Genomic DNA, 22,538 nt, shown 5'->3' with positions numbered 1-22,538 from the left:
CGCTTTGACGCTGGCGGAGTACGTCGGGACTAGCGCACTTCTCGCGTTGCGGCCAACAAGGCTTGTAACGAAGGCGCTTCGACCAGATTCTCGATGCAGGCCATCAGTTTTCGCGCATTAAGGCGTAATCCCTCACTGGGTGATTGCGCACAGCAGTGAAGAAATTTCTCACGAATATCCTGCATGTCGGCCGGATTCTCCGGCCAGCCGCGGCCGAACTCGGCCTCGAGCCGCAGCGTATCACCATGCTCCGGCGTGATGTGTAGTTCGAAGCGGTCAAACCTATCGAAGGCATGTTGTTCATGAACTTCGATACGCTGCGCCAGAGCAACGACCGTAGGTTCTGTCGCTGAAGCCGCGCTGAATTCACGTGCGCTGGCCTGGCCGCGCAGCAGCGCGTTGGCGATGATGTAACGTGCGCTGAACTGCGCATCGATTTCGGCCGTTTTCTGCGGTTCGTATGGCGCGCCGCAGACCATGCGCATGGTCGGCGAGGCATGCAGAGTGATCTTCGCCCGTGCGGGATCGGGCAACTGCCGATGCGGTCCGTCGTTCAACAGCGCTTCGGTCAGCGCCAGCAGAATGCTGCAGTGTGGGTAGAGTTTGAAACAGGTCGCTTCTTCCCCCAGAAAGGCGGTGCCCAACTGGTGGGTCAGCAATCCCAGATCGGGTTCGCCCGGGGCATAGAGATTGAAAAATCCGTTCTCGCCGCTCAGGACGCGTTTAGGACCACTTATTCCAGCCTGCGCCATTAAAACCGCTTCCAGCGCATGGCGAGCCACCAATCCCTGGCTGATACGTACCGCCAGCGTCTTGTCCTGATAGTGTTGGAAGGTGCCGATGCCAAAATCGAACGCCAGGCCGATAGCGTCGGTAAAGGCATGCGGGTCCAGGCGCAACAGGCGGGCGGCGATCGCTGCGCCGGAAAACAGGCCGAGGATGTTCGAGTCGAATCCGCGGTAGAAAAAGCCGTTCGCCTGCGCGGCGAGGTTGATGCGTTGAGCGAAGTCTTGCCCAACGGCCAACGCAGCCAAGGTGTCGAGGCCGGAAGCGCCCGACAGTTCCGCAGCCGCCAAGGCCACAGGAATATCCGAGGAGCTGGGGTGCCAGCCAGGAGAAAGCACGTCGCAATAATCGAGCGCGCGAGCGCGTACGGCGTTGACAAACGCCGCCTGCGGCGCGGCGAGCCGTTCTTCGCTGCCGATAATGCTGGCTTCGGCGCTGCCGCTCCAGCGTCTGGCCAGCGACAGCGCCGCGTCAACGCCGCTTTGATCGTAACCGGCGGCGAGACAGCCAAGATTATCCATGAGCCGTTTACACTGGAATGCCAGGACGGCGGGGGGAATCATGCACGCATCTACCTGCGAAGCGAAAGCGATCAATTCTTCGATCGGGTCGACCGATAATTTTGTCATGTTCATTCCTCGTTCAGTCGTTCAGGTGACTTGTTCAGCACGGCGTTTCCGGCCTGAGGATGCAGACGGAAACGCGGATGCAGCATGATCAGCAGCCACACGGTCATCACGATGCTGAGTAATCCGGCACACAGCATGGCGATCCCGAAACCATCGGCGAAGGCGCTGTGCGTCAGCGCTTGCATGCGGCTCGCGCTCAATGCATCAACGGCCGTTTGCTGTTGTTCGATGACCGCCGTCCGGGCGATTGCGGCGGCCTGTTCCACGCCTTGCGTTTGCAAAGCCGCAGTCAAGGTGGTCACCGCTTTCATGCTCATCAGCGTGCCCAGCAAGGCGATGCCCAGCGTCATGCCGGTTTGTCGCAGCGCGTTCATCGTTGCCGACGCCATCCCGGAACGTTGCGGCGCGACGGTGCGCATCACCAAGGCGCTTGTCGCCGGCATGGACAGCCCCATGCCGAAACCGAGCAGGGCCAAATAGAGCGCCACCAGAGCGTAAGGCGAATCGGCGTGCAGCTGCGTCAGCAACAGCAGGGCAACGCCCATCAGGCCATAACCGACGATCATCAGCGAGTTCACGCTCAGTTTGGCGGACAGGCGGCCAAAACCGGAAGCGGCCAGCGCCATGGCGAGAAATTCCGGCGCCATGCGCCAACCGGTGTCGGCGGGGCTCCAGCCCTGGGCCTGTTGCAGAAATAGCGAGACGAAGAAGACGCTGCTGTAAGCGGAAAAACCGAGTACAAAAGAGGCGAGGTTATAGCCGCTAAAATCGGCGTTGCGGAACAGGCTCAGCTGCAGCAAGGGGCGTTTGACCCGCGTTTCCACCCAGAGAAACAGCGCAAACAGCGCCAGGGCGGCGTACAACGGAAAACGCGATTGCACACTGTGCCAACCGAATTCTCCGGCGGCAATCAGCCCGTAGGTCAACGCGCCAAGCCACAAGATGCTCAACCCTTGCCCCAGCGGGTCAAGCGCCGCGTGCTCAGGATGCGAGCTTTCTCGCAGCCCCCAGCCGCCCAATATCAACGCGACGATCCCAACCGGAATATTGATCCAGAATATGCCTGGCCAACCGGTGGTATGCACCAGCAAGCCGCCCAAAACCGGGCCAATCACCAGCGAAAGGGCATTGACCGAAGACCAGATCCCGATCGCGCGGGTGCGCAACTGTTCCTCCGGAAAAGCATGAGTCAATAACGACAATGCCCCAGGGATAACGGCTGCGCCGGCGATCCCTTGTATCACCCGGCCCGTCAGCAGCATGCCGAGAGAGGAGGCGAATGCGCAAACGATCGAACCGACGGTAAACAATGCAACGCCGTACAGCCAAATACGCTTGCGGCCAAATCTGTCGCCCAGCGGACCGGAGGAAAGGATTAACGCGGAAAGGCAAAGGGCATAGGCGTCAACGACCCACTGCAGGCCCGACATGTCGGTTTGTAGCGATTCCAGCATCGTGGGCAGCGCCACATTGACAATGCTGATATCAAGCGACGCCATAAATGTACCCAGACAGATGGCGGCAACGAGCGAAATCCTGCGCATACCGGACATAGTGGGGCTCCTTATTGAGATGGGGGTGATAGTGAAAACTATTCTCATCCTATATTATGACTGACCGTCGGTCAATTGAGCGTAAATATTGATTTCACTGAGATAGGCCGGCTGGTCAATGGCAACAACATTGGTTACGATGGCCGCTGGACTCCTAGTGGATGTTGATATGAAGACAAAAGAGAAGATGAAAGAAACACAGCCTCGAACCAAACCGGCGGAAGTGCGCTTGGATGAATTGATGGATGCGGCGCAGAAGCTGTTTATCGAAAAAGGGTTTGAAGCGACCACCATCAGCGATATCGTCCGCGACGCCAACGTCGCCAAAGGGACCTTCTACCACTATTTCCCGTCCAAAAATGAAATGTTGTCCGCTTTACGTATACGTTTCACCAATCACTTTATCGAGAAAATTCAGCTGGCTATCGATGAATGCGCGCCGGATGACTGGTTGGCGCGTCTGAGAGCCTGGTGTGATGCCGGCGTGGCGACCTATTTTGAAGGCATGGAACTGCACGATGCGTTGTATCACGATCATCATTATCATACCCGAGGCAATCAGGATCGTGATGCCGTGCTGGAGCAGATCCTGACGATTTTAAACGATGGCGCAGCGGCGGGCGCCTGGCGTCTGGAGAATCCGCATCTGACCGCCATCTTGATGTATCACGGCATGCATGGTGCCGTAGATGACGTCATGGTCAACCCCGACGCCGACCGCCAAGGGTTGGGGCCCGCGCTGGCGCAGGAGTTCATGCGTTTGCTGGGATGTCGCTGATCGTTTACGGCGCCGCCTTGAGCGACACCCAGTAACCGGGCTGATACGGAATGGGAAGAAAGCGGGCGAAGAGTTCAGCAAAAGTCGCTTCGGGATCAACGCCGGCGAACAGCGACGGATGGAACCAAGTGGCCAGACGTTCGATCGCGACGAAATTAAAAGGATGATCGTAAAACGGGTGCCAGATGGCGTACGCCTGTCCGTTCTTTGCCGCGGCCAGGGTGCGATAAGCCGGGCGTCGCATCAATTTTTCCAGCCGCGTTTTTGCCAGCGTCAAATCTGCGCCTGGCCCAAGGTTGATCCAGTCACCGTGGGGCGAGTAATGACTCCAGTTGCTGCCGGTCACGACGATTTTATCGGGCCGGGAAGCGATCACCGTTTCCTGACTCAATGCGCCGTAAACGCCGTGAATATGCGTCTGAGCCAAATTGAATCCTCCTGCGCTATCCACCATCTCGCCGTAGTTGCCATTGCCCCAAGACAGGCAGCAATCCTCGTATAATCCGGCGGCGCGCTCCATCATTATGCGTGGGCGCGGCGGAGCCCGTTTCATCAGCGTGTCGCGGATCGTATCGAGATGACGCTGGCGGAAGCGAATCAGGCTATGTGCACTTTGCGGATTATCAAACAGCTGCCCCATGATGGCGATGCTTCTGGCGCTGTTGTTCATCAGGCCGATGCTCATATCGACAAACACCACGGGGATGTTCGCCGCCGTCAGCTTAGCCATCAGGCCGCTCGTTTCCAGCACAGAACGCGTATTCGCGTTGAGCAACATGGCTTCGGGCCGCAAGGCGATCAACCTTTCCAGATCGAATTGCATTTGCTGCACGCCGGCGAAGGCCGGCAGCTTGGCCAGTTCGGGAAAATAACGCAGATACAGCCGGTAGCTGTCCAGGTCGGCGGTGCGGAAATTGTCTCGCCAACCCACCAGTTTTTCCATCGGCGCGCGTGGGTTGAGCGCCGCGACGGTATAAAACAGGTTGCCTTCCGCCAGAAAAATACGCCGCAGAGGATAGCGTAAAGTCACCGTACGCCCGACGATATCGGTCACGATCTGTGTATCAGCCTGGGCGCGCAGAGAGCGTGAAGGCGAAGAAAGTGCCAGCAAAGCGGCCGCCTGAAGAAAACGTCGTCTGTGCATCAGAAATACCAGCTTATCGAACCGATAATGCGGCGTTCGATGCCGATGCTGCAGTAAGGCGCACTGGTGCAACTGGCGATGTAAGATTTGTTGGTCAGGTTGTTGACCGTCAATCCCAGCTCCAGATTATACAGACGAGGATCCCAGGCACCCGGCGTATAGCGGACGGTCATATCGCCGAGCCAAACGGCGGGCACTTTGAAGGTGTTGGCGCCATCTCCCCAACTGGCCCCCAGGTAGCGGGTACCGCCACCGATCAGCAGTCCCTGCAGCGGCCCTTTAGTAAAGCGATAGTCCAGCCACATCGAGCCGGTCTGCGCCGGAACCCCCACCGGATGTTTCCCCTGCGTGCTATCGTTAGCCTCAGTCACGACGTTGTTGACCCAGGCATAGGACAGCATCAGATTAAGGTTATCGGTCACCGCCGCCCGTGATTCCAGCTCCACGCCGCGAGAACGCACTTCACCCGTTTGGGTGTAATAACTGGGATTAAGGGGATCGATGGTGTTCACATCGCGCTGCGTCAGTTGGTAGACCGCCAGGCTGGTCATCGTTGCGCTGCCGGGTGGCTGCAGTTTCATCCCCATCTCATACTGAGTGGAATGGGTTGGCTTGAAAGGCGTGCCTTGAGCGTTTGTGCCGGTCAACGGATCGAAGGCGGTAGAGACGCTGGCCCACGGCGCCAGGCCATTGTCGAACGGGTAGCTCAACCCGGCGCGATAGCTCCAGGCTGCGTCATTGGTTTGCGTTTGAGTATGGGCCAGATTGTCACTGGTACGCATGCGTGACCAGTCATGACGGCCGCCCAACAACAAATGCCATCCGCGCCAGCTGGCTTCGTCCTGTCCGTATAAACCCGTGCGCTGGAAGCGTTGCGTTGTCGACGTGCGTGAAACCGGGATAGGTTCGAATGAAGGGCGGTACTGTTCGGACCAGGGATCAAACGTCACGGTTTGCGATCCCCACCAGTCTTTATCCAATTTACCGGCCTGAAAGTCGATCCCGGCCAATCCCTGATGGACGATGGCGCCGGTAACGAATGTCGTCTCGGCCTGGTTATCCATCACGATGCTGTCCGCCTGACTCGGTGCGTCCTGATAAACCGCCGTCAAAAGTCCCTCGTCCGGCGTGATGGCGCGCGTAAAATCGCGCCGCACCGTCGAGTCTACGTGGGAATAGCGCAGGTTTTGCTTTAGGCGCCAGCGATCGTTCAATTCGAATTCAAGCAGCGAGGTCATATCGTATTGCGTACGGCTCGAGTGCTCGTGCGCGGGATCGCTGTAATTTCTATCGGTATCTATCTTGCCGTGCGGATTGGGCAACAGCCCCAAAACCTGGGCAGGAAGGGTGTTGTAATAGCCTGATTGGGGTTCGCGAAGATAGTGAGCCAACACGGTCCAGCGCGTGCGATCATTGGGTTGCCAGGTGATTGCGGGCGCCAGAAAGAGGCGCTTTTGCCTGGTGTCTTCGATCTGCGAACCGCGCGTGGCCGCCAGGCCATCGAAGCGGTACACCCACTGTTCGTCATCGGTCAGCGCGCCGGTGGAATCGAAGCTGAGGGAGTGCGAGCGGTCATTGCCGACATCCCATTTAAGCTGATTCGACTCGGCGGTGGAAGGGCGTCGGGAAATCATATTAATTACGCCGCCGGCACCCCCCTGGCCGTATAACGAGGATGAAGGGCCATGCAAGACTTCAACGCTTTGCACTCCCCAGGTTTCAATTTGCGGTCCCCAAATGCCGGTATTGCCGATGACGCGCAATCCATCCAGGTAGTAGTCGGCCTCAAAACCGCGCATTTTGGCGAAGTCCACGCCGCTGGAAAAGGCGCCGAAACGTTCCACGGCAACGCCGGCGCTGTAGCGTAACGCCTGGCTAACCGTGTCGGTCGACTGCACGTCCATTTGCTGGCGATTGACCACCGAGACAAATTGCGGCACATCGACCAACGGTGACCGGGTTTTGGTCGCCACCGTCGCTTGCTGTGCGGCATAACCCCGTGGAGCATTGTCTAAGGATGAACCCTCTGCAACCACCCAGATCGACTCTTCATCGGCCGCCAGGGTCAGGCAGGGCATCATGCCCAGCAACAACGGGCAAAGATAAGCCTTCCGCAGGCGAAATCCGTTGAATTTATTCAAAAAAAATCCCTCTTTAAGTAAGAGTCTCGCTGCGAGGGCGGGAGTCTGGTCATCTCAGGCAAGCGTTAAAATACTCATTGACCGACTGACGGTCAATATGAATAATTATCAATACCATTTAACGATTGGATAACATTATGAAGACTCTGGATGATTTGTTGGCGCTGTTGGCTGAGGTGGGGGTACCTGAAGATGTGCTGCAAGAGGCGGATGGCAGCTGGCAGTTGCGTCAAGATTTAGCACTCAGTTCGGCGGAAACGGTGGCATTGCAAGCCCTGCTGAAAGCCCGCTGTGTTAACGCGCCATCGCTGTGGGGAGGGCGAGACTATTCATTAGAACAGCTTATTTCTGAAATGTCATAAGCAAGTATAAAAAAAGTATTATTTATAATGTGTTGTTTATAAAGGAGATTAAAACGACATGATAGGGGTGAAACATAAGATCTACAAATAATTAACGCCAAGGTAATTGACTGACGGTCGGTCATGGTGTTTGATGTCGGCCAGAAAATGAAGTGTTTTTGAGTCCGTTTTGCTTTTCATTCTGAGCCAATACAGAAGTGATGGCGCCGCCTGACCGAGGTGCCGAAAGCTGTTTGTTTAACGAATTGTGATTGAGAAAGATAACAGTCAAACAGTGAGTTAACTCATTATGGAGTCGCTATGGTTAGTGTTGAGGATTCGATCAACCAACGTTTATTGCTGGCCCTTCAACAACATGGACAGCGCCCGGCGCTTTTTGAACACGGGGAGGTTTACACTTACGACTGGCTGAACGGTGCGGTGGCTTCAGCCGCTTTGAAGCTGTGTCAATTGGGCGTGGTGAAGGGCGATCGGATCGCCTATCAATTGCGCAACACCCGTGAAGCGGTTGTCATCATGCTCTCTTCGTTGATGCTCGGTGCGATCCCGGTGCCGATATTACCCTCTTATCGAGAAAAAGAGCTGAGGCACATTCTGCATCTGACGGCGCCAAAAGTATTTGCCCTGCAGCGAGGTTCCCGTCGCTATAACCCACTTGCCGCTTTGCAGACGCTGTTGGCCGAAGGTCTCAATATCGATGTGATATTGGTCGAAGACTACGATGACGCCGGGCACGACACTCGTTACCTAAACCTGCAACATTTCTGTTCGCCTTTGACGCCCGCGCCGCCACTTCACGCCGCCACCATGACGCCGTCGGATACCGCCGTCATGTTGCTCTCGAGCGGCACCACCGGTTTACCTAAAGCGATTGCCCGTAAAAATGGCGGCTACAGCTATATGATCGAGTGCGGCTGTGACGTGTTTGCTTTAGACAGCCATTCGGTCTATTTCGCCGCGATGCCGGTTTCGCATGGGTTTGTCATCAATTGCCCCGGTATACTCGGTACGCTTTCCCGCGGCGGCGCCGTTGCGCTCGTCGACGCCCCGTCGGCGGAAACGGCGTTGGACGTGATCGAGCAATGCGGCGTGACGCACACCACGCTGGTGCCTGCGTTGCTGTCTCAATGGAGCGAACTGCAGCGGCAAACCCCGCGCGACCTGACGTCTTTGTGGCATGTCCAGGTGGGTGGCGCCAGGGTGACGCCTGAGCTAGCGGCCTCCGCCTCCCGCAACCTCGGCATTACCCTGCAGCAGTGCTATGGCATGAGTGAAGGGCTGCTGTGTTTTAACTCGATTGACGATGATGACACTCTGCGATTCAGCTCTCAGGGCCGGCCGTTGAGCCCGCATGATGAAGTGCTGATCGTCGACGAAAACGGCCGTCCTTTGCCCGTGGGCAAATCAGGCGAACTGATCACCCGCGGCCCTTATACGCTCACAGAGTATTACCAAAATCCCCAGGCTAATCGTAGCGCGTTTACGGCGGACGGCTTCTACCGTACCGGCGACCTGGCGCACGTCGATGCCGCGGGCAACATTTTCATCGACGGCCGCGTAAACGACTCGATCAACCGCGGGGGAGAGAAATTCAGTCCCAATGAGATAGAGGAGTTGGCTGAACAGCATCCTGCCGTGGTGCGAGCCGCCTGCGTTGGTATGCCGGACGATCTCTACGGTGAGGTGCCTTGTCTGTTTGTCACCAGCACAGATACCACTCTGACTCTCAGCGCATTGCGCCGCTTCTTTGAGAAAGAAGGGCTGGCGGCGTTCAAGGCGCCGGAGCGGCTGATTGTCATCGATACCATTCCGATGAAAGGGATCGGCAAGATAGATCGCGTGACGTTGCGCGACATGCTGCGCCAGGAACAGACGGTCAAAAATACGGCGGGGTTGAACTCATGACGCCATTGCGCACGTCTCTCGGTTGCGTGGTGAGGCTCAGCCGCCCATGCAGTTCACCGGTCAGCAAACAATTGGTCGTATTTCCACATGCCGGCGGCGGCGTTGCGTTCTACCAGCACTGGCGTGATCTGCTGCCGGACGAGGTGGATCTGTTCATCGTGCAGTACCCCGGGCGAGAAGACGCGCAAGACGCGCCGGCTTGGGAAACGGCGCAGCGAGCCATTACACGCTGCGTTGATGCGCTGCATTCTTCGCTGGGCATCGCGCCGGTGGTGATTTTCGGTCATAGCATGGGCGCGCTGTTTGCCCTGCAGGTTGCCGCGGCGTTACAAGCGTCGCGTTTTAACATCGACGCCGTGTTGTCGGCCCAGCGCGCGCCCTCTGAACTGAAAATACTTCAACAGGAAAGCCTGCGGCAAGAGGTGTTGGGCGACATCCTGACATTCAGTGAAAGCAGCGGCGCACTGTCGCTGGATGAGATCACTCGCCCGCTTGTCACCCGCTTGATACAGCAAGATCTACAGCTGTTGGGCGCGCTCAGCGCAGAACCTTTGCCCGACATGCAGCCACGCATTTTGGGCGGCGATAACGATCCGTTGGTTAGCCGCGCCGCGCTGTCGCTGTGGGAAAAAGAACTCCCCGGCAGCCGGGTGCAATTCCTCGCGGGCGATCACTTTTATTTCGCGCAGGACACCGCTGCGTTTCTCCGCCAGCTGCTCCGGTAACGCTGGCTTATTTGTCAACGTATGGCTTTAAAGGAACCTCTGATGAATTTTGAGCTGTTTAACCCACAGGATTGCGCACCGGATACGGAGAAAGCCTTCGCTCTGTTCCCCCAGTTGAAAAAATTCTATGCGACGTTAGGCAATACCCCGCTGGTTGAAGTGCCGTCGCCAAAGGGAAAGGCGTCGATTTACGCCAAGTTTGAGTTTGAGAATCCGTTTGGCTCGGTGAAAGACCGCACCGCGTTCGGTCTGTTTTGCGATGCCATCAATCAACACGACTTCGCTGCCGGTGAATTGAAGTTGCTCGATTCCTCGGGGGGCAATATGGCGAAAGCCCTGGCCAAGCTCGGCAATATGTGCGGGATAGCGGTGCAAGTGGTGATCCCGGATTCGTCTCCGCAACCGCTTATCGACACGTTAAAAGCCGATAAAGCCATCGTTACTCTGGTCGATCGCCATCAGTTCCTGCTCGGCGTCATTGCCCGCAGCCAGCAGATTGCGCATGAAGATGGCAGTTGGACGCTGCTTTCTCAGCATCTTAACCTGGTCAACACCGCCGTACATCAGCATGCGACGGGCGCAGAGATTCGTCGGCAGCTGGAGGGTGAACGCATCGACGGTTGGGTATCGGCGGTAGGGACCGGCGGGACCTTGTCAGGGGTGGCCGCCGCGTTGCGTCAGGATAACCCACAGCTGATCGTGTGGGGCAGCACGCCGCGCGAACTGCCTTACGGTACGCTGTCTGCGCCGAACGGTGAACCTAAATTTGCCGGAGCCGGCGGGTTGGGCTTCGGTTTCCGTCAGCCTTTCATCAGTAAGTTGATGCCGCAGGAACCGCCTTTCAATCCGGTTTCCTATCGGGAAGCGCTCAGCGCGATGCACGAGTTCCATCAGTTGACCGGCGTTAAAATCGGCGCATCTTCCGCTGCCAACTGGAAAACGGCCTGTAAGCTGGCAGAAACGCTGAGTGCGGATCAACGGGTTGTCACACTCTTTGCCGACGCCGGTTCCGATATCGATCGAGAAAAAGGGCGCGAATGGTTCAAACAATCTGAAGCCTTGACCGTTTAACAACGTCTAAAAGGAATATTTCATGGAAATTATACAGGGCAATAATAATGTATTGTCTGAGCTGATCGCGCTTGGCGATTATGTTCGCCAGTTAATAAGTTCAGGTAAAGAGGCCGACGATATTGAGCATATTTTGGCGACGAAAGACGGCTATAACAATGCCACCGTGCTTTCCGTTATCGAAATGGCAAATATTACCTTTAAAGCAAAAGCGGATAATGTCCCTAACGTTGGCGATGCCAATTCACATATCGATCGGTTGGTGGATAAGCAGGGGCATGATATCGGCACGATGAAGGGCCAGGGGTGGAAAATCGCCTCACTGCCGGACGACAGCGTGGTTTCCTGGTACCACGAGACGGCCGAGACGCCGCTGGGGCGAATCGAAACCGCCGGCATTTGGAATTCCAGTGCGATTTGGGCGGGGCAATGGCAATCGTTGTTCGCCGCCGGCGTTAGCGGGGATGTCATGGGGAAGATCGGCGTTCGTCAGCTCTATCAGGATATTCCGCGAGAAAAATATCTGACGCTGATCGTCCTGTTGCCGCTGGATCAGATTAAAAGCTTAATTAAAAAATAATTTTATCAAACACACACAATATCCATTACGAGGGATAGGTATGCACACGTCGGTACACTGGGATGTCATTATTATCGGCGCTGGCCCCATCGGGCTGGCCGCCGCATGGAATTATGCGCGAGAGCATCGCGACCATAAGGTTTTGGTTCTGGAACAACATGCGCTATTTACGCAACTGGCCGGCACCAGCGGGGAGGAGCGCCATTGGCGTTTGCAATATTCGGAGCTGGAAATATTCCGCCTTACCCTGGAGGCCGACAAATTGTGGCGGCAGCTGGAACAACAGGCGGACAGAAAACTGATCCACCGCATTGGCAGCCTATGGTTCGGCGATGCGGATGTCTGGACCAATGAGGGGCAAATCCGCCAAACCATGCTTTCAATGGATGAAATGAGGTTGCCTTATGAACGTCTGACGATGAGTGAAATCGAACGGCGCTATGGTTTCACCGGCTTGGACAGCAACTATGAAGGTTTCTTGCAGCAAGACGGCGGCGTGATCGACGTTAAAGGCACCCTGGCGTCGCTTTACTCGCTGGCCAGCGAAGCCGGCGTGGAGTTCCAGTTCCAGCAATGCGTGAAGGCCGTGGAGCCCGATGCTCGGGGCGCAACGGTGCTGACGACGCAAAACCGTTATCGCGCCCGTAAAGTCCTGGTTGCCAGTGGGCCGGGCAGCAAGAAACTGCTGCGCCAGTTGGATATTGAACTTGCGCTTTCTACCTATGAGATGGCCTGCATCAGCATGCTGCGCAGCCAGCGCCTGGGAGCCAACGATCCCTTCTGGTTTGCCTTCCAACCGCCGGTGGAGAGCGACAGCAACCTGTTTTATGGCTTCCCGCCCAACCCTTGGTCCGTCAACGGGTTTGATCGGCTGGGGACCGATTTCGAAGTGGATCCGATCACCGAAGCCAATGCGCCTGGCTATAGGGCAAACCCGCAGCACGTGGAGCGCGCGTTGGAGTTTGCCCGCCGGCATATGCCGTTCCTCGAACCGGATAAACAGCATTCCGCTGCAAGCTGTCTGGCCGTGTTGCCCACCGATCCGGCGCGCCAATTCTATCTCGACAGCGCCAAGGGCCGCTGCCACGGTGGCGAACATCTGGTGGTCTCGGCAGGGGGATGGGCGTTCAAATTTACGCCTCTGATGGGGCAAATTTGCGCCGATCTGCTGGCGGAACGAGAGCCCCGTTGGGACATCAGCGCATTGCGTTTCTGAGCGGAGAACCTTCATGCAGCAGGTGAACAGCAATGAACGGGATATCGCCCTGGTTGGCATGGCCTGCCGTTTCCCGGGCGCCGAGGACATCGAAAGCTGGTGGCATAATTTGATCAACGGTGTCGAATCCCTGGTTCGCGTCGATAACGATCGGGATGATGCCGTCGACAAGGGATATATTCCCGTCGCCGCGCCTGTGGCCGGCGACATATCTCGCTTTGATGCAGGATTCTTCGGTATTAGCGCGCGCGATGCGCTGCTGATGGATCCCCAGCAGCGGCTCTTTTTGGAATGCGCCTGGCACGCGCTGGAAAGCGCCGGTGTGACACCGGGGGAACTTGAGGATACCGGGCTGTTCGCCGGCTGTAGCAGCTCTGACTATTTACGTCAGGTGCAAGGATCCGAGCTACTCGATAAACTCAATCCTTCGCCGTTCGAGCGGCAAATAATGAGCGATAAAGATTACCTCACCAGCAGGGTGGCCTGGCATCTGGGCATCGGGGGGCCGGTGTGCAACGTGCAAGCCGCCTGCGCCACTTCGCTGGTGGCGGTATACGAAGCGGTCCACGCCTTGCGCAGCGGCCGTTGCAACCTGGCGTTAGCAGGCGCTTGTACCCTAAGGATCCCGCAAAACGACGGCTATTTTGCGCAGCAAGGCATGGTGTTTTCCACCGATGGGCACTGCCGGCCATTTTCCGCAGATGCCAGCGGTACGGTATTCGGCAGCGGCGTCGGTGTGGTGGTGTTGAAGCGCCTGAGTGATGCGCTGGCGGCCGGCGATAACGTCGTCGCGGTGATCAAAGGCGTGGCGATGAATAATGACGGCGCGCGCAAAGTCAGTTTTACCACCACCAGTTTGCATGGCCAGCAACGCCTGCTGCGCCAGGCGATGGACGATGCCCGGTTGACGCCTGAGGATTTTCGCGCCATCGAAGCCCACGGTACGGGCACTCTGGCCGGCGATCCCATCGAATTCGAGGCGCTGAACGGCGTTTTCCGAGAGCATACGACACGACGGGGGTTCTGCGCCATCGGCGCAGTCAAGGCTAACGTCGGGCACCTGGAAACCTGCGCCGGCATGGCGGGATTGATTAAGGCCGCCCTGCAAATTCAGCATGGCTGGCTCACGCCGCAGATCAACGTTGGCTCACCGAATCCGGAAATGGCATTGGCGGAGAGTCCGTTTGAGTTTATCTGTTCCGCTCAACGGTGGGATCGCGAGGATCCGCGCCAGGCCATCGGCGTCAGCGCATTCGGTATTGGCGGTACGAATGCGCATGTCGTACTGGCGAGGCCGCCTGTCATGCCGCCGGCGCGAACAGCGGCCTCATTGTCCTCCACCGTCGTACCGATCAGCGCACAGTCAGAACAGGCCTGGCATCGGCTGGTAAAACGCTATCTGCAGCGACCGCACGGCGAAAACGACGAACGCTTGGCCTGGAGCGCGCAAAGCGGAAGAAAGTCGCTGCGCTATCGCGGCACCTTGCAGATAGACGATCGGGGCGCGTTGAGCGTGAAAGAAAACATGATGGATACGGGGAAAGGGCGCTTGTCGATAGTTTTCCAATTCCCTGGCCAGGGAAGCCAGTTTATCGGTATGGCCAGCGATTTGATGGCGCAGGACGCGACCTTCAGAAAACTGATGAACGACAAACTGCAGATAGTGCAAACGCAAGCCGCACTGGATCTCTCGGCGTTATTTACCGGAGAGGCCGCGCCCGAGTCGATTAACGATACCGCGTTGACGCAGCCCGCGCTGATCGCCGTCGAAATCTCCGTGGCCGAACTGCTGATGCATTACGGCGTCGAGCCGGATTGGGTCATTGGGCACAGCCTCGGCGAAATTGCGGCGGCCTGGGCCGCTGGGGTGTTCTCGGTGCAAGAGGCGCTGGTTTTCGCCGCTCATCGTGGGCGTCTGATGGCCGGGTTGCCGTCCGGGATGATGTTGGCGGTAGAGCTGAGCGTTCAACAGGTTCAGCCCTGGTTGAGTCATCAGCTATCGCTGGCGGCAGAAAACAGTGATGACGGCTGCGTGCTGTCCGGCACCGCTGAAGCCATTCGCGCTTGCGAACGCCAGATGCGAGACCGAGGCGTGCGATGCAAAGCCTTGAATGTTTCACATGCGTTTCATTCGACCCTGATGGATCCCATTCTTGACGAGCTGGCCGATATAGCGCCGCCGCCGCGTGAATCGGCGACGGGGGTACGTTACGTCTCCGCCTTGCTGGCGACCGAAGTCGAATGTTCGGCGCTTGACGGCCGATATTGGGCGCGTCATGCCCGTGAACCGGTCAATTACCACCGCGCCTTGCAGCAGCTACCGCAGCGCGGCAAGACGTTGTTTATCGAAGTTGGGCCGGGTTCGACGCTCACGGCGTTGGTTGCACAGCTGAAATCTGCCGGTTCTGTGACCGCGGTGCGAACCTTGCCGCGTCGCGACGAAGCGCAGAATGAAGGCGCCGTATGGATCCAGGCGCTGCAAAAAATCTGGCGCGCCAGCGTCAACGTTAACTGGCGCCGCCTGTGGCAACGGCCGCCTTCGCGCATCGCATTGCCGATGTATCCCTTCAATCCGGCGCACTGGTGGTTGGGCGAACGGGACAGGCAGGGGCCGCAAGCCGAGCGAACGCCGGCGGCAACAAGTCAGTCAGATCCTCAGATGGCGCATATCTGGCGCGTTTGGGGGGATGTGACCGGCGTGAACCCCGATTCTAACCACTGTGACTTTTTTGACGCCGGCGGACAGTCGCTGATGGCGCTGCGCCTGCTGGCGATGTTGGAGCAAGAGTTTGGCAAGGCAATAGGGATGGCCGATTTTCTTAAGCGGCCTACGCCGTGGGGCATTAAACAACAGTTGGACCAGGCTGGAGCATTCGAGCAAGATTCTCATTAAAACAGGATGGCAAATTATGTCAGTTAACAATGAATTGCTGAATACACATAACCAATACCAGATAGAAACGGTCGTAATCGATGACGAAACGTCATTCACCCTGGCTTACTCGTCGCAGATCAAGCTGCTACCGGCCAATGGCGGTATCCGTTGGCGAAACTATGCGTCCCGGCAGCAGCAGGAAGAGGAGGCGATCATGCTGGCGCAGCGCATGTCGCTGAAGCACGGGCTGTACAATACCGGCTTCAGCGGCGGCAAAATCGTGGTGAACAGCAAACGTTCTCCCCAAGAGCAACCGGCAGTGCTTGAAGCGATAGGCGCTCTGCTCAATCGCTATGGCGGCACCATGTTTACGGGATGCGATATCAATACCGGCAATAGAGAGATGGACTATCTGCGGCAGTTTACGCCGTGGATCCTGAATGCCATGGACAGCCCACAAGTCGATACATCGGTGGCAACCGGCTACGGCGTCTGGAGTTCGATGAAAAAGGTGTTGACGATGAGGCTCAATCATTTGCCTCGCGCACGCATTGCCATTCACGGTATGGGCAAGGTCGGCACTGAAGTGGCGAAACAAAGCCTGCTGTTCGGTTGTGAGGTGACGGCCTATGACATCAACCCCACAGCGCAATTTCCTGCGGGGGTGCGCCGCGTGAGCGAAGAGGAACTTTGGGCGCAACCCAGCGAGGTGCTGTGCATCGCGTCAATGTCCAACGTATTGAATGCACAGAATATTGAACAGCTGAATACCCGCTGGGTGGTGAGCAGCGCCAACTCACCGTTTAATACGCCACAGGCTGAACAGCGGCTGTTGGCGCGCGGTATTCACTATCTGCCGGACTACGTCAGCAACGCCGGTGCAGTGATCTGCGACAGCATCGAAATGGCGTTTACCGACCGTTATAACCAAATGAACCAGGAGCAGGTCAACGCCTATGTTCACTCCGTGATTGGCGCCAAGACGGAGGAGTTGTTGCAGCGCGCTCAACTGCTCAATTGCGATATTGGACAATTGTTGCAACCGATCAAATCCGCCGCCATGGTGGCGTAAGAAATGGGCCGGGGAGCCTGCGCTTTCCCGGCCTCGGCTTTTTTAACGGGCACATAACTCCATGATTATTGTAAAAGACGCTTTGCGTTGCAAAGTAGAGGCCGAATCGCAAGGGCGTCGCACCGTGCTTTACACCGCAAGTGGGCAGCCCAGCTATATGCATGTGATACCTCGTTTTACGCTGCAAGAGGTCACATCAGGGTTAGGTGAGGCGGTTCATCCTGCGTTTATCGTCAACGGTCAGCGAAAAGAGGCTTTCTTCTACGGCTGTTACCCCGGCACGCTGATCCATGGCGAACTGGTCAGCCAACCTGAGACGGCCCCGGCCAGCTGGCATGACCTGGCCGCATTTCGACAGGCGGCGGCTCGCAATGGACGCGGCTGGCACATTGGCACCAACGCCGAATGGGCCGCGTTGATGTTCTGGTGCCGTCATCATGGATGGCCGGAGTTAGGCAATACCGAGAGTGGGCGATCGCATCGCGATCGACGCCAGTATGGCAAGCGATGTGACGGCGGTGCCGTGGGCGATGGGCAGGGCGATCCGACAACGTTTACCGCATCCGGCCCGGCCGCCTGGTATCATGACGGTACGCCGCACGGTATTGGCGATCTCTGCGGCAACCTTTGGGAATGGCAACACGGGCTGAAATTGGTCGCGGGGGAAATTCTGCTCTTGCCGGATAATGACGCCGCGATGCCAATGACCGACGATGAAGACGAACGCTGGCGCGCGGTCGACCTGGCAACAGGCGAGTGGCTACCTCCCGGCAGCCCGGGAACCGCAAAATTCGATGCTTCATCGCCGAGTCTTACCGGCAATGCCGGCACGCCGCGCATTTCGGACCGTATCCGGCATTTCAACGGCGATCCGCAAGACAATGGATATCCGCCTGGTTTGATGGATGATGAGTTCGGGCGTATTGGTGCGGCAAGTGGAGAGTCGGTGCCGGATATATTGAAAATCCTCGGCGTTGCACCGCATCACCGGTGTGCGGACGGCGATCAGGTTTATCTGCGCAACTACGGCGAACGCATGCTGATGCGAGGCGGCGCCTGGTATTCCGGTGCGGGTGCCGGGCTGAGAACGCTGTGCCTGAGCCATGGCGCTGGGCATGCCAGTGCGACGGTGGGCGCCCGGCCGGTATGGTGTTTGTAAGCGGTTGGCAATTCACTGGGTGGCGCTTTACGTGACAATGTCACTATTGAAGTTTGATGAGAGCGCATCGAGATAAAAGAAAAAACTCTATAGAAGAGAAAGTGTTACCTCCAGAGGCCCCATCGCCAGCGGTGGCGAGTACCGCTGGGGGCGCCATGGCAAACAGGCGGACGATGAGCAGTTGCCGCTGCGTGAAAGTATGCATGGGCGGATACAACATGGCATGGATTACACGCCGACCGCAGAAGATGTGCCGGTGAGATGCCGTTCGTTCAACGGGGAACTCGTGCCCGTCACGGAAAAGAACTGGCAAAAACCCTATGAGAAGGAATCCTGGGAATAGTCAGGTTTCACGAGAGTCATTCTGGTGTAGATTGACTGCCGAAGTTTGCCAGATTTCACGTAGCGCGATCAAAAAGGAGGGCATTTTGACGCATTCTGCAAAGTTGTTTAGCCAAATCCAGACGCTTGAGGTTGAACTGCATCAGCCATCGGTGCGCCGCGATCCGCAGCGCGTCGCGGCATTGCTGCATGAAGACTTTGAAGAGATTGCTCGCTCAGGTCTGCGTTATGACAAACGCCAGACCGTTGCGGCGCTGGAAATGGAAACTGAGCATCCGCAGATTGTTGCCGAAGGTTTTACGCTGGCGAAAATCAGTGAAGGCGCCGTGTTGCTGACGTATAAGAGTTTTCAACGCAACGCGCAGGGCAACGCCATTCGTTGCACAGAACGGTCGTCAATTTGGATGCTGACGGAAAAGGCCGGTTGGCAAATGCGGTTTCATCAGGGCACACCGACCGAGGATTAAACTGAGGTGCTGAAACTGAACGGGCTGATGATGGGCTTAAACATAAAAAAGGATAGCAGCCTGATGAGGCTTGAAGGTGAGGTGAGAAAGGACGGCCAGGCTAACGGCGGTGCGTACCCAATAATGCAATTTAACATAATATACATTATGCGCACTCATTTGGTTATACGTGGATTCTGGCGTCCTGGCTTGATCATGGGTTTTCTTCTGTGGCCAACCATTTCAACGCACGTTGCTCATGCCGTTGAACGAATTCGTTTTTCAGCTGGTCTTAAGCCGTCGAGTTTTCGCTGCAGGCTTCATTGCCATTGCCGCTTATTGCTGAGCGACACCATGATGTTTGCGCAAAAATCTCTGAACACCCAATGCCTGTCGCCTGTTCACTTCCTGCAGTAAATGCATGCATGTGAGGCGTGCGCTTGCCGCTTCCCAGGATTTCGGCACTTGGCATTCCAACGCCGCTTAACCTCCCAGCAAAATTATCAATCGTTGGTTTGGCCGCCAGCCAACTCTGCCGATGTGATGGACTGCCGTTAACACGCCAGCCAGTATCTCGCGAAGTTTCAGCTTTATCACGTTCCACCCACTGAGGATCATAGATAAATGCGTTCTGCCATTAATGATGACCGGGCATGTTTATGTTGACGCATCTCTGGGGATATTGAGGCGAAATCCCCCCGTTTTTTTGATCGCGCTACGTGAAATCTGATAAAACATGGCTACTGCGATACTGCAGATTTCACCAAAACGCGCCATAAAAATGAACAACTTCTGCCTGCCAAATGCGTACTGGCGTTCGTCTTCACCGTTTCCGGTGGCCTTCATGGCGTTGGCTATACTGAATGGGAACATTCTTCCACACTCCAGGATATCCCCATGTTTGACCATGTGAAATTTGGCGTCAGCGACTTTGCTCTGAGCAAAGCGTTTTTCCTTAATGCGCTGGCGCCGCTGGGCGTAAAGATCGTTGCCGAAGGTGAACCCGATTATGGCGTTGAGCTGTGTCCCGATCGGGGTAACGTGTCATTATGCCTGTTTCAGACCGATGAAAAACCGGCGCATCTGCACCTGGCATTTACCGCAAGCAGCCGTGAACAGGTCGATGCGTTCTATCACGCCGCGTTAAGCGCCGGCGGCAAAGACAATGGCGCGCCCGGTTTACGCCCCAATTATCATGCCCACTACTATGCGGCGTTTGTCATTGGTCCGGATGGCTATAATATCGAGGCGGTTTGCCACAACGCGAACGACTAGGTTTTCCCTTTTAAAACAGAAAATTACAAGAGGTAAAGACTCTAAATTTAACATAATGCATAGTGACGGCGTCACTATTAGTTACCCCGTCACGTCAATCCACTCCGCTCCCGTGATGCCGGCCAGCCGCTGTGGCGCAATTCTCACGCCAGAGTTATCGCTGCCGCCTGCCGGAAGCACTTCATCGAAAGCGCGCAGGCTATGATCGCAGTAGATCCTCACCGCCTCCGGTGCGGCAAAGGGACAAACGCCGCCGGGCGGATAGCCGGTTAATGATTCAACCTCTTCCGCCGGCAACATACGCGCCTTCACGCCGAAGAATTGCTTGTACTTCTTGTTGTCGATTCTGGCAGTTCCCGCCATCACCAGCAGCACCACATCGCCGTTAACGCGAAACGAAAGCGTCTTGGCGATCTGCCCGCTCTCTACGCCAAAGGCTTCTGCCGCCAGCGCCACCGTTGCGGTGTTCTTTGCCAGCACCGTCACCGTCGTCTCCGGTGCGTGCTCGGCCAGAAAACGCTGAACGCGTTCTATGCTCATGCCCTGCCTCCTGATATTGCTAAACCATTGATAATGCCGAAGTGATGGTTTCGGTTTTAACATCGCATGCTAAAAATGAGAATCAAAATTGTTCAAATCGCTGGATCTGAACAAAGCTTTAAGGGGCCAATGGCCTTTTTACCCATCATTTTTCATGGAGATGCCTGCATGACCACGCAAACGACAGCAAGGCCCTCAGCGGCCGCAGTGGCCGTCTATGAATGGCTCAACCCGATACCTTACGGATTTTTCACCGCGGCGCTGATTTTCGACATCATTTATGCCTGTACCGCTAATATTCAGTGGGTCAATGGCGCAAGTTGGCTAATTGCCATCGGCCTGATTTTTGCCATCATTCCCCGCCTGATTAACCTGGTACAGGTATGGTTCGGCAGCGCTCGGCTGCGGGGATCGTCGGTCAAACTCCATTTCTGGCTGAATTTGCTGGCCATCGTTCTCGCCATTATCAACGCTTTCGTGCATAGCCGGGATGCGTATGCCGTGGTGCCCCAAGGCCTGGTGCTGTCTGCGATCGTGGTCGCGCTGCTCAGCCTGGCGAATATTCTGCTGGCCCTTGGCGCCCGCGCAAAATAAGGAGGTTTTCATGAAGCTCTCATCTCTGGCGCTCACCCTTTCCGCCGTTTTGGCCTTGGCCGGCTGCGATAACAGCGCCGTCATTTCGCCAGAGCAACAAATGGGCCCGGATCCGACGTTGCCGGCGGCGCAAGACTTCCTGATCCCGCCGATGCAGGTACCCAAGGGCATTGGCTGGCAACAAGATCAGACGCCGAAAGTGGCAGAAGGCTTGAAAATCGATAAGGTGGCAGACGATTTGCTTCATCCGCGTCAGTTGCTCACGCTGCCCAATGGCGATGTGTTGGTCGTGGAGGCCAACGGGCCGGGCACGGAAGCGGTGAGCACGCCCAAGCAGCTGATCGCCGGCCTGGTGAAAGGCCAATCCGGTAAAGGCGGCAAAGGGGGCAATCGCATCACCCTGCTGCGCCCGACCGCCGGCGGCAACTGGGAAAAGCACGTCTTCCTCGAGGGGCTCGATTCCCCGTTAGGCGTCCAGTTGATTGGCAATACGCTGTACGTGGCCAATACCGGCAATATCATGCAGTACGCCTATCAGCCAGGCGAAACGCGCATCAGCGATCCGGGCAAAGAACTGGCCGACCTGCCGGACACCATCAACCATCACTGGACCAAGGCCCTGCTGGCCAGCCCTGACGGGAAAAAGCTGTATGTCGGCGTCGGTTCCAACAGCAACATCACCGAAAACGGCCTGGCCGTAGAGTACCGGCGTGCCGCCGTGCTGGAAGTGGACACCGCCTCCGGCGCCAGCCGCATCTTCGCCAGCGGCCTGCGCAACCCGACCGGGCTGCAGTGGGAGCCGCAAAGCGGCAAGCTGTGGGCGATTGTCAACGAGCGTGACGAAATCGGCGCCGATCTGGTGCCGGATTACCTGACCTCGGTGCAAGACGGCGGTTTCTACGGCTGGCCTTACAGCTATTTCGGCCAGCACGTCGATCGACGGGTACAGCCGCCGCGGCCGGACCTGGTGGCGAAAGCCATCAAGCCGGATTACGCGCTCAGCTCGCACGTCGCGCCGCTGGGGTTGCTGTTCTACACCGCGAGCGCTCTGCCGGCCGACTATCACGGCGGCGCTTTTATCAGCGAGCACGGCAGTTGGGATCGCTCGCCGCTGAACGGCTATCGGGTCAGCTATGTGGCGTTTGAGCAAGGCAAACCGGTCGGCAAGCTCAAGGCCGTGGTGACAGGTTTTGTCTCCGATGATGAGAAGGAACTCTATGGCGCCCCGGTGGGGCTGGCTGTCGATAAGACCGGCGCTTTGCTGGTTGCGGATGACGTCGGCAACACGGTCTGGCGCGTCAGCGCGAATTAAGGTTACGGGCGGGTTCCGGTGAACTCGCCCATG

Annotated in this window: 21 protein-coding genes; 15 read left to right on the top strand and 6 right to left on the bottom strand. The window is 57.0% G+C overall.

Annotated features, from left to right (window positions below; genetic code table 11):
• Positions 1 to 29: 29 nt before the first annotated feature.
• The gene (locus ACJ8PE_RS05690) at positions 30 to 1,415 is read right to left on the bottom strand and encodes an MmgE/PrpD family protein (protein WP_197760500.1); all 1,386 of its coding nucleotides are present in this window, start codon (positions 1,413 to 1,415) and stop codon (positions 30 to 32) included.
• Between the two features lie 2 nt (positions 1,416 to 1,417).
• The gene (locus tag ACJ8PE_RS05685; RefSeq protein ID WP_227711507.1) at positions 1,418 to 2,959 is read right to left on the bottom strand and encodes an MFS transporter; all 1,542 of its coding nucleotides are present in this window, start codon (positions 2,957 to 2,959) and stop codon (positions 1,418 to 1,420) included.
• A gap of 178 nt (positions 2,960 to 3,137) precedes the next feature.
• Between ACJ8PE_RS05685 and ACJ8PE_RS05680 the strand changes: the two genes are divergently transcribed.
• Positions 3,138 to 3,746: a TetR/AcrR family transcriptional regulator gene (locus tag ACJ8PE_RS05680; protein ID WP_033643085.1), complete on the top strand. Its 609-nt coding sequence runs from the start codon at positions 3,138 to 3,140 to the stop codon at positions 3,744 to 3,746.
• A 4-nt stretch (positions 3,747 to 3,750) separates the two neighbouring features.
• On the opposite strand, the gene ACJ8PE_RS05675 is transcribed toward ACJ8PE_RS05680, so the two are convergent.
• Both ACJ8PE_RS05675 and ACJ8PE_RS05670 read right to left on the bottom strand, forming a co-directional pair.
• The gene (locus tag ACJ8PE_RS05675; RefSeq protein ID WP_033643086.1) at positions 3,751 to 4,890 is read right to left on the bottom strand and encodes an ABC transporter substrate-binding protein; all 1,140 of its coding nucleotides are present in this window, start codon (positions 4,888 to 4,890) and stop codon (positions 3,751 to 3,753) included.
• Positions 4,890 to 7,031 (bottom strand): TonB-dependent siderophore receptor, encoded by a 2,142-nt coding sequence (locus tag ACJ8PE_RS05670; RefSeq protein WP_197792396.1) that lies wholly within the window; start codon positions 7,029 to 7,031, stop codon positions 4,890 to 4,892. Before ACJ8PE_RS05670 ends, ACJ8PE_RS05675 begins: the two co-directional genes overlap by 1 nt.
• Before the next feature lie 137 nt (positions 7,032 to 7,168).
• On the opposite strand from ACJ8PE_RS05670, the gene ACJ8PE_RS05665 reads away from it, so the two are divergent.
• The 11 genes from ACJ8PE_RS05665 (at position 7,169) to ACJ8PE_RS05615 (ending at position 19,201) form a co-directional block, all read left to right on the top strand.
• Positions 7,169 to 7,393 carry a hypothetical protein gene (locus ACJ8PE_RS05665; RefSeq protein WP_033643087.1) on the top strand — a complete coding sequence of 75 codons (225 nt, stop codon included), beginning with the start codon at positions 7,169 to 7,171 and terminating at the stop codon, positions 7,391 to 7,393.
• A 300-nt stretch (positions 7,394 to 7,693) separates the two neighbouring features.
• Entirely contained in the window at positions 7,694 to 9,298 is a 1,605-nt protein-coding gene (locus tag ACJ8PE_RS05660) for an AMP-binding protein (RefSeq protein ID WP_197760498.1), read from the top strand.
• The gene (locus tag ACJ8PE_RS05655; RefSeq protein WP_033643089.1) at positions 9,295 to 10,023 is read left to right on the top strand and encodes a thioesterase II family protein; all 729 of its coding nucleotides are present in this window, start codon (positions 9,295 to 9,297) and stop codon (positions 10,021 to 10,023) included. The genes ACJ8PE_RS05660 and ACJ8PE_RS05655 overlap by 4 nt, the downstream gene beginning before the upstream one ends.
• A 42-nt stretch (positions 10,024 to 10,065) precedes the next feature.
• Positions 10,066 to 11,094: a PLP-dependent cysteine synthase family protein gene (locus tag ACJ8PE_RS05650; RefSeq protein WP_197792398.1), complete on the top strand. Its 1,029-nt coding sequence runs from the start codon at positions 10,066 to 10,068 to the stop codon at positions 11,092 to 11,094.
• 22 nt (positions 11,095 to 11,116) lie between these two features.
• Positions 11,117 to 11,674, top strand: a complete 558-nt coding sequence (locus tag ACJ8PE_RS05645) for an allene oxide cyclase barrel-like domain-containing protein (protein ID WP_197792400.1) — start codon at positions 11,117 to 11,119, stop codon at positions 11,672 to 11,674.
• A 40-nt stretch (positions 11,675 to 11,714) separates the two neighbouring features.
• Positions 11,715 to 12,890 carry an NAD(P)/FAD-dependent oxidoreductase gene (locus ACJ8PE_RS05640; protein ID WP_197795307.1) on the top strand — a complete coding sequence of 392 codons (1,176 nt, stop codon included), beginning with the start codon at positions 11,715 to 11,717 and terminating at the stop codon, positions 12,888 to 12,890.
• A 13-nt stretch (positions 12,891 to 12,903) separates the two neighbouring features.
• Entirely contained in the window at positions 12,904 to 15,783 is a 2,880-nt protein-coding gene (locus ACJ8PE_RS05635) for a type I polyketide synthase (protein ID WP_442536723.1), read from the top strand.
• A gap of 16 nt (positions 15,784 to 15,799) precedes the next feature.
• Positions 15,800 to 16,837 (top strand): Glu/Leu/Phe/Val dehydrogenase, encoded by a 1,038-nt coding sequence (locus ACJ8PE_RS05630; RefSeq protein ID WP_197792406.1) that lies wholly within the window; start codon positions 15,800 to 15,802, stop codon positions 16,835 to 16,837.
• Between the two features lie 61 nt (positions 16,838 to 16,898).
• Positions 16,899 to 17,996, top strand: a complete 1,098-nt coding sequence (locus ACJ8PE_RS05625; protein WP_197792408.1) for a hypothetical protein — start codon at positions 16,899 to 16,901, stop codon at positions 17,994 to 17,996.
• A gap of 428 nt (positions 17,997 to 18,424) precedes the next feature.
• Entirely contained in the window at positions 18,425 to 18,805 is a 381-nt protein-coding gene (locus ACJ8PE_RS05620) for a nuclear transport factor 2 family protein (RefSeq protein WP_033643099.1), read from the top strand.
• A 6-nt stretch (positions 18,806 to 18,811) separates the two neighbouring features.
• Positions 18,812 to 19,201 (top strand): hypothetical protein, encoded by a 390-nt coding sequence (locus ACJ8PE_RS05615; protein ID WP_197792410.1) that lies wholly within the window; start codon positions 18,812 to 18,814, stop codon positions 19,199 to 19,201.
• A gap of 240 nt (positions 19,202 to 19,441) precedes the next feature.
• Here ACJ8PE_RS05615 and ACJ8PE_RS05610 read toward each other — a convergent pair whose 3' ends face one another.
• Entirely contained in the window at positions 19,442 to 19,657 is a 216-nt protein-coding gene (locus ACJ8PE_RS05610) for a hypothetical protein (RefSeq protein ID WP_197792412.1), read from the bottom strand.
• Between the two features lie 24 nt (positions 19,658 to 19,681).
• On the opposite strand from ACJ8PE_RS05610, the gene ACJ8PE_RS05605 reads away from it, so the two are divergent.
• Positions 19,682 to 20,059: a VOC family protein gene (locus ACJ8PE_RS05605; RefSeq protein ID WP_197792414.1), complete on the top strand. Its 378-nt coding sequence runs from the start codon at positions 19,682 to 19,684 to the stop codon at positions 20,057 to 20,059.
• Between the two features lie 81 nt (positions 20,060 to 20,140).
• Here ACJ8PE_RS05605 and ACJ8PE_RS05600 read toward each other — a convergent pair whose 3' ends face one another.
• A complete protein-coding gene (locus ACJ8PE_RS05600) occupies positions 20,141 to 20,599 on the bottom strand; it encodes a YbaK/EbsC family protein (protein ID WP_197792416.1) in 459 nt (152 codons plus the stop codon).
• Positions 20,600 to 20,767: 168 nt separating this feature from the next.
• Here ACJ8PE_RS05600 and ACJ8PE_RS05595 point away from each other — a divergent pair, with 168 nt between their 5' ends.
• Complete coding sequence (locus ACJ8PE_RS05595; RefSeq protein WP_033650381.1) at positions 20,768 to 21,193, top strand: DUF2231 domain-containing protein; 426 nt, start codon at positions 20,768 to 20,770, stop codon at positions 21,191 to 21,193.
• 10 nt (positions 21,194 to 21,203) lie between these two features.
• Positions 21,204 to 22,505, top strand: a complete 1,302-nt coding sequence (locus ACJ8PE_RS05590) for a PQQ-dependent sugar dehydrogenase (protein WP_404768914.1) — start codon at positions 21,204 to 21,206, stop codon at positions 22,503 to 22,505.
• Positions 22,506 to 22,538: the final 33 nt, after the last annotated feature.

Source organism: Serratia sp. CY74737, assembly GCF_052166775.1.
GTDB classification, from domain to species: domain Bacteria; phylum Pseudomonadota; class Gammaproteobacteria; order Enterobacterales; family Enterobacteriaceae; genus Serratia; species Serratia ureilytica.
Note: the sequence above shows the minus strand (reverse complement) of the source record. Positions and strands in the feature narration are given on the sequence as shown.